The 6,786-nt window shown below is 36.3% G+C and carries 6 protein-coding genes; all 6 read right to left on the reverse strand.

Going from position 1 to position 6,786, the window contains the following annotated elements:
• Positions 1-1,661, reverse strand: a 1,661-nt coding sequence (locus GSA01S_RS08820) for a SpaA isopeptide-forming pilin-related protein (RefSeq protein ID WP_157064813.1), incomplete at its 3' end; no start/stop codon positions are given.
• 801 nt (positions 1,662-2,462) lie between these two features.
• Positions 2,463-3,611, reverse strand: coding sequence for a carboxynorspermidine decarboxylase (nspC, locus tag GSA01S_RS08825; RefSeq protein WP_066126736.1), 1,149 nt, complete (start codon positions 3,609-3,611; stop codon positions 2,463-2,465).
• Between the two features lies 1 nt (position 3,612).
• Positions 3,613-4,812 (reverse strand): saccharopine dehydrogenase family protein, encoded by a 1,200-nt coding sequence (locus GSA01S_RS08830; protein WP_066126738.1) that lies wholly within the window; start codon positions 4,810-4,812, stop codon positions 3,613-3,615.
• Between the two features lie 140 nt (positions 4,813-4,952).
• Positions 4,953-5,798, reverse strand: a complete 846-nt coding sequence (speB, locus tag GSA01S_RS08835) for an agmatinase (protein ID WP_066126740.1) — start codon at positions 5,796-5,798, stop codon at positions 4,953-4,955.
• A gap of 1 nt (position 5,799) precedes the next feature.
• Positions 5,800-6,639 carry a polyamine aminopropyltransferase gene (speE, locus tag GSA01S_RS08840; RefSeq protein WP_066126741.1) on the reverse strand — a complete coding sequence of 280 codons (840 nt, stop codon included), beginning with the start codon at positions 6,637-6,639 and terminating at the stop codon, positions 5,800-5,802.
• Positions 6,594-6,786, reverse strand: a 193-nt coding sequence (locus tag GSA01S_RS11005; RefSeq protein ID WP_217994645.1) for a hypothetical protein, incomplete at its 5' end; no start/stop codon positions are given. The genes speE and GSA01S_RS11005, both read right to left, overlap by 46 nt.

A 6,786-nucleotide genomic window follows, 5' to 3' on the forward strand; every position in this document is an offset into this window, starting at 1 on the left:
ATTGGTGTACCTGGTACTTCATTCTCATCTTTACCTGGTGGGGTTTCACCATCTGGTGTCGTACCAGTCGACGTCACAGTATTCAACACTGATCCTGCTGTTACATCTTCAGCTGTAACAACATATGGTGTTGTTACTTCGTATGTATAGGTACCTTGTGGTGCTAACGGTGTGTCAAGGGTAATCACTTGATCGTGAATACCTAATTTTTCATCAGTAAATGTGATGGCGGTAATTTCATTAGTTCCTGTGTTGGTAAAGGTAAAGCTATAGTAGATTTTATCTCCTTCAGCTTTAAATTTAACCTCGTCATAAGCTACATCAGCACTGTCTGTGACACGAGTAGCTGATTTTTCTACCGTCATACCTGGTTTTTGTGGTGAGTTAACCATATGTAGGGTATTGCCATCTAAATATGTTCCCTCTTTTGCATTATATAGAGTTACGACAGCATTCCCTTGATCATCAAAACTCAACTCTGCATAGAACGACTCATCTGTGACATAGCCATTAGGGGCTTTTGTTTCTTTAATCGTATAGACTGAATTTGAGTTCAATCCTGTAAATGTTACTTTACCTTCAGCGTCAGAAGTAGATGTATGAACCTCAGTTTGATCATAGTCATTAGTTGCTGTAAACTCCGCACCCTCTAAAGGGTTTTTAGAAGTATCAATTTTATAAAATTCATAGGATACCTCTTCGCCTTCTGCATCCGCTTTTGCATCTAATTGATAAATATAGGCATTAGCCGTGCTGTAACTATTGTCTGGTCTAACAATAGTAGCAGAGTTTTCAAACGCATTTTGTGCTTTGGGATTTCCTTTAGTATAAACTTCAATAATATATGAATTTCTTCCTGAATCTAAGTTTATATTAAATGATCCTGCTGAAACATTAGCACCACCTAAAAATTCACCTAATTCATAACCTAAACTTTCATAGACTGTTGTAGCAGTATAAACTTTATAAGATTCGATCGTCATGTTGCCTGACTGCACTCTATCAGTTAGTCTTGACACTGGCATATTAGCTTGTTGTGGATTAACAATAATGACCCACTTATGTAACCCAGTCTCTGGATCATATGAAACTGGATATTTGGCTAAACCATGGTTAAAGAAACCACTATTTGTAAATTGGATATTGGATTTTGCAGTAATAGTCTTATCACCAGTTATAAAGTTGAAAGAATATTCCCCAGAACCCTGTGTAAACTCACTTCTGTCAGCTTCACGTTCAAAAGATAAGGTTCCTTTAATATTGTTATATTTTGTAACATTATCATTCAAAGTTACTTTGACAGTTCTAGTTGTAGCATCAATGTCCATCTGCCCGATTACAATCCCATTCGCGGATTTGACGGGGATATCAGTATCGTTTCCTATTGAAGAAAGTTTTTCGTCATATACAATCGAAAAAGTATCTCCTGATTGAGCTGTATTTGGAAGTGTAAACTCTGCATAAACCGTGACATTATGATCATTCGAACCGTCTCCACTTGTAAAATTTTCTTCCATTGTGACATTCGTAACAATGTTTTCGTTTGAAATATCTGCTGCATTTGCTAGCAAGATTTCTCTACCCGTGAATATCTGAAAAAATAAAAATAAGAAAGTTATCAATTTATGCACATGATAAAACCTATTTTTTCCATTCTCCATGCTCTTCCCTCCTAAAAATCTTTTAAAATAAAAAAAGAATCTATTTTTATAATATATTAAATTTAGTGATTATTTTTAAGCATAATACAATTAAATGTTCTATTATTGACTCATTCACCATTTTGATGAACTTTATTTATTCAAGGCGATGTCGTTTTAATAATTATTTTTAGATTCAATTTATCCCATGTTTTAAGAATAATATAATAATTGTGATCGACATCTAAGTTCCTTCGCCAACTATCAATACAAACAATCATATCAATACAAACAATCAAATGATAACTATGAAATAGTTTTTTTAGAACAAAAGTCCTCTTATACCTCTTTAGTATTTTAATACTTGCAACTATGTTCCTAATATAAATTAATTATAATAAAGTACACTCGACACTATATAAGTAATAAAAAATAAATTTAATTAAAATTATGAAACATTCCCCCTTCAATGTTATATCGTTTAGATAGTAGATCAAACCTAAATTTTAAGACACCCTATCAGTTAAAAGATAGCATATAATTGGGTTTTAAGCAATATTATTTAGTATTCTTAATTAATTCTTAAAAAGTTAAGTTACATTAGCAGTTTTCTTTTCACTAGATAAAAATTTGATTAATTTGAAATTTTATCTAAAAATCAGTTAGACGGCTAAAAGTGATAGTTGTAACTAAAACTGACAATTTTTTCCTCGTTAAAAAAACAGAATCAAATTTTCGCCAATGGAGAAAATTCAATTCTGTTCTTTGTCTTGATTCAGTTAATTATTGTGATTCTATTTTATAAACAAACATTAATCTTTTTTATAGTCTTCTTTTAAACTCATTGTAATCGAATTGATTAATGATGCTAAGGTTATTTTGACTGTCAGTAGCCATTATTTTGGCTAAGGGCATGCCATTAAACGTATTGGTCTTCACCATCGAATAGATTGCCATATCACAAAAGATTAGTTTATCACCGATTGCGAGTGGTTGGTCAAACGAATAGGTCCCAATAATATCACCGGCTAAACAAGTCGGTCCGCCCAATTGATAGGTATAAGCTTTTTCATCTGGTTGGCCTGAATTAATAATATGCGGTCGATACGGCATTTCAAGTACGTCCGGCATATGACAAGTAGCTGAGGTATCTAAGATGGCATTGGTGACGCCTTGGTTATGGGTAATATCTAAGACAGAAGCTACTAAGTAACCTGCATTTAACGCGACAGCTTCACCTGGTTCTAAATAAACGGTTAAATCATATCGCGTTTGCATATGATTAATTAGCCGAATTAAGCGTTCAATATCATAGCCTGAGCGAGTAATATGATGGCCACCGCCAAAGTTTAACCATTTCATTTGATATAGTAAATCGCCAAATTGAGCTTCAATCGCTTTTAAGGTAATTTCCAAATCATCAGAGTCTTGTTCACACAAGGTATGGAAATGTAAGCCGTCAATGCCTGTTAGATCTTGTCCTTCAAAATCGGTTACTAAGATGCCCAAGCGTGAACCGGGTGCACAGGGATCATAGATCGCATGGCCATCTTGAGTTGAAACATTTGGATTAACTCTTAATCCAAAGCTAGCTTTTGTTTGATTCTTTAAGTGTTTAAATCGATGCCATTGTGTAAAGGAATTGAGCACAATATGATCAGCGATTGGCAATATTTCAGTCATTTCCTCATCACGAAATGCCGGTGAATAAACATGAACTTCGCCTGGAAAATGTTCATGTCCTAAACGTGCTTCATAAATCCCTGAAGCGGTAGTACCATCTAAATATTCTGCCATCATCGGATAATGATAATACATCGAGAAGGCTTTTTGAGCGAGTAAGATTTTACAACCAGTAGCCTCTTTGACTTGTTTTAGAATTTCTAAGTTATGACGTAATAAATTTTCTTCAACCACAAAGGCGGGCGTTGACACTTGGTCAACCGCCCAAGAAATGTTGCGCTCTGTCATCTTAGTCCACCAATACTGGGTTGAAGTTTTCTTGCCATGGTAAGCCCCACTCATTTAAAGCATCCATGAAAGCATCCGGGTCTAACTCTTCTACATTATGAACACCTGGTTTAGCCCAAGTACCATTTAACACTAACATAGCACCAATCATCGCCGGCACACCGGTCGTATAAGAAACAGCTTGTGAACCAACTTCACGGTAACATTCTTGGTGATCACAGACATTGTAAACATAATAATTCACGGGTTGGCCATCTTTAGTCCCTTGATAGATACAGCCGATATTGGTTTTACCTACTGTGCGTGGTCCTAAAGTTGAAGGGTCTGGTAAAACAGCTTTTAAAAATTGAATCGGCACAATCTCGCGTCCTTCAAACATAATCGGTTCGATCGAGGTCATCCCCACATTTTCTAAACATTTAAGGTGCGTTAAATACGATTGACCAAATGTCATGAAGAAACGAATACGTTTGATACCTTTAATATTTAAAGCTAAAGATTCTAATTCTTCATGATGTAATAAATACATATCTTTTTCGCCTACTTGGTCGAAATGATACTCACGTTTAATTGCCATTGGTTCAGTTTCAATCCATTCGCCATTTTCCCAATAAGAACCTTTGGCAGACACTTCACGGATATTGATTTCTGGGTTAAAGTTAGTCGCAAATGGATAGCCATGGTCACCGCCATTACAGTCTAAAATATCGATGTATTCAATTTCATCGAAGTAATGTTTTTGAGCATAAGCGGAAAAGACGCCTGTGACACCTGGGTCAAAACCTGAACCTAAAATAGCGGTAATGCCTGCTTCTTCAAATTTTTGGCGATAAGCCCATTGCCATTTATATTCAAATTTGGCTTCATCTTTTGGTTCGTAGTTTGCGGTGTCTAAATAATGTGTTTTGGTGGCTAAACACGCATCCATAATGGTTAAGTCTTGATATGGTAATGCTAAGTTGATGACGATATCAGGTTGTTCCTGTTCGATTAAGGCGATTAATTGATTCACATCATCCGCATCAACTTGTGCTGTGGTAATAATCGTCCCTTTGCCATCTAATTTTTCTTTTAATGCATCACATTTTGATTTTGTACGAGACGCAATACACAACTCTGTGAAAACCTCACTATTTTGCACACATTTATGTGCCGCAACACTCGCAACGCCACCTGCTCCGATAATTAATGCTTTTGCCATTTTCATTCCTCCTTGGTTGTTATCTATATTAATTTATTTTTGGACTCTGTTATATTATTGATTAACTGATTCTTTGTCTTAATTACTATGCTATTGTTGTTGAAAGCGATTCAGAAAGCATTTTGTTTAACTAAATCAAATTAGTTAAAGGCTAATAAGATTTCTCGTATGATTTTGGTTGCTAAAGCAGTTGATGCCCCACTCAAATCATAATGTGGGGATAACTCATTTACATCAATTGCCACGACATTTAATTGGGCAATATCGATAATCGCTTTTAATAAGGTCATAAAGTCAATGCCTCCGGCTTCTGGTGTACCCGTTCCTGGAAATGAAGAAGGGTCTAAGACATCAAGATCAATTGTTAAATAAACGGGTTTATCTTTTAAATCTGCTATCGCTTTTGGTAAGCCTGTAAGATCAAATTTTGTTAAATGTGTATGTTCATTCGCAAATTCGAATTCTGCTTTTTCACCAGAACGAATCCCCAATTGGTAAATCCGGTCATCTCCTACAATATCCCAAAGACGTCGGATAATCGTAGCATGAGATAATTCAGCACCTAAGTATTCCTGACGTAAATCCGTATGGGCGTCTAATTGAATCACGCAAACATCGGGGTATTTTTCAGCGACTGCTCTAAATTGACCTAAAGTCACTAGATGTTCGCCACCAATCATTAACGGTCTTTTGCCGGCTGATAATATTTCACGGGCATGATCTTCAATATCTTGTAAAGCCAAATCTACTCTTCCGAAAGATAATTCTAAGTCTCCAGAATCAAAGATTTTCACTTCCGATAAGTCTTTATCTTGATACGGACTATAAGTTTCCAAACCAAAAGAATCATTGCGAATCGCTTTCGGCGCAAAACGAGTCCCTGGTCGGTTAGAGGTGGTTGAATCATATGGCGCACCAAAAATGACCGTCGTTGCTTCCTCAAAGCTTGCATCACAAGCGATAAAGGTTTCAATATTAGGTTTCATATTAGGTCAACTCCTTTAAATAATTAGGTAAAGCAAAAGCTGCTTGATGTAAAGGCAAATTATAATAAATGGTTTCAATCTGTTCGCGGTGAAGACGGACATTGGCTTCATCGACTTGCCAGCTCGTTCTCTTAGAAGAAAAACCAGCCAAGATATAACCTGCTGCATAGGACGGTACTGAAATCATATACGTCTCATTGATTGGAAAAACTGCTTTTAAGCGACTCATGACATGTTTGAATGCTTCGACATCTTCGTTATAAAAGCCATTTACTTGTTGTGACAACAATATTCCTTGTTCTGTTAGAGCGTTGTAACAATTGCCGTAAAATTCACGGGTAAATAAGGATTCATTTAAACCAAAGGGATTGGCTGAGTCAACAATAATTAAGTCATAGGTATTTTCACAGTGGCGCACAAATTTTAAAGCATCCTGAATGTATAAACTTACTCGTGGATCATCAAAACAGGGTCGGGTTTCCGGTAAATGTTCTTGGCAAATTTCGACTAAGCGTTGATCCAGTTCTACTACATCAATATTTTCGATCGATTGATACTTTTCTAATTCACATAATACGCCACCGTCGCAGCCACCGATGACTAAGACATTTTTTATGTTGGGATTAGCTGATAGTGGCACATGCGCCATCATTTCAGAGTAGAAATACTCATCTTTCTCCGTCGTAATTAACTCGCCATCGAGCGTTAAAATGCGACCATACTCTCTCGAGTCTAAAACCGCGACATGTTGGTATTCCGTTTGTTCGGTGTGGACGACTTTTTGCACATTAATGCCTAATTTGACATCTTCTTGATGATAATCATCGAACCATAATTCCATATTATTCCCCCTTTGGTGTTTGTTGGTTGGTTTGGGTATGTTGTTGCTTTCTTGGTTAGATCATTAATAGCCTGTTTTGATTTTTGAGTAAGCAATCTATTGGGAGTGGGCAACAAGTCGAAAGACACGGTTTGAGACCACTCAACC

Source organism: Globicatella sanguinis NBRC 15551 (genome assembly GCF_001552295.1).
Taxonomy (GTDB): Bacteria; Bacillota; Bacilli; order Lactobacillales; family Aerococcaceae; genus Globicatella; species Globicatella sanguinis.

What these genes read in the sequence shown, in the direction of transcription:
- speB (WP_066126740.1), bottom strand. Translation starts at nt 5,798, where the DNA reads ATGAAACCTAATATTGAAACCTTTATCGCTTGTGATGCAAGCTTTGAG.
- speE (WP_066126741.1), bottom strand. Translation starts at nt 6,639, where the DNA reads ATGGAATTATGGTTCGATGATTATCATCAAGAAGATGTCAAATTAGGC.
- GSA01S_RS08830 (WP_066126738.1), bottom strand. Translation starts at nt 4,812, where the DNA reads ATGGCAAAAGCATTAATTATCGGAGCAGGTGGCGTTGCGAGTGTTGCG.
- nspC (WP_066126736.1), bottom strand. Translation starts at nt 3,611, where the DNA reads ATGACAGAGCGCAACATTTCTTGGGCGGTTGACCAAGTGTCAACGCCC.